Source organism: Bartonella taylorii 8TBB (assembly GCF_902825155.1).
GTDB classification, from domain to species: domain Bacteria; phylum Pseudomonadota; class Alphaproteobacteria; order Rhizobiales; family Rhizobiaceae; genus Bartonella; species Bartonella taylorii_A.
The window spans coordinates 1-421 of sequence record NZ_CADEAG010000158.1; the positions used below are offsets into that span (position 1 = coordinate 1).

A 421-nucleotide genomic window follows, 5' to 3' on the forward strand; every position below is an offset into this window, starting at 1 on the left:
CGTGGTTTTCTTAAATGCCTTGGTAAAAAAATCTTCGTAAAGCTTGATAATAAGATTTTGTCTTGCCTGTGGTTCTGTAATGCCAGAGGCACGGAACTTTACGCTGTCATAAAACTCTTGTAATTCTTTGGATTATTCCTCAATATTGGCTTTATCGAGTTCTGTTAAGATTTTTTCCATTGCTTGCGAAATGGCATTGGTTTGCACAAATTCATTGCCCTCAAACAAAGCTTCAAACACGGGACGCGTTACAAGATGTTGCGCTAACATCTCAATCGCTTCTTCTTGCTTTATCTCACTGTTTAAATTGTTTTTTAATTCCTTATAAAACGCATCAAAGGCATGATAAGCTTCGCTTGTTTGATCAGAAAGCATAGTTTGAAGGCGTGTGATATGGTTTTGTGCAATCTCAGCAACATTG

1 pseudogene is annotated in these 421 nt (G+C 37.3%); it reads right to left on the minus strand.

Going from position 1 to position 421, the window contains the following annotated elements:
• Nucleotides 1-421: pseudogene (locus J7R13_RS09745) on the minus strand (hypothetical protein); the annotation flags it as partial.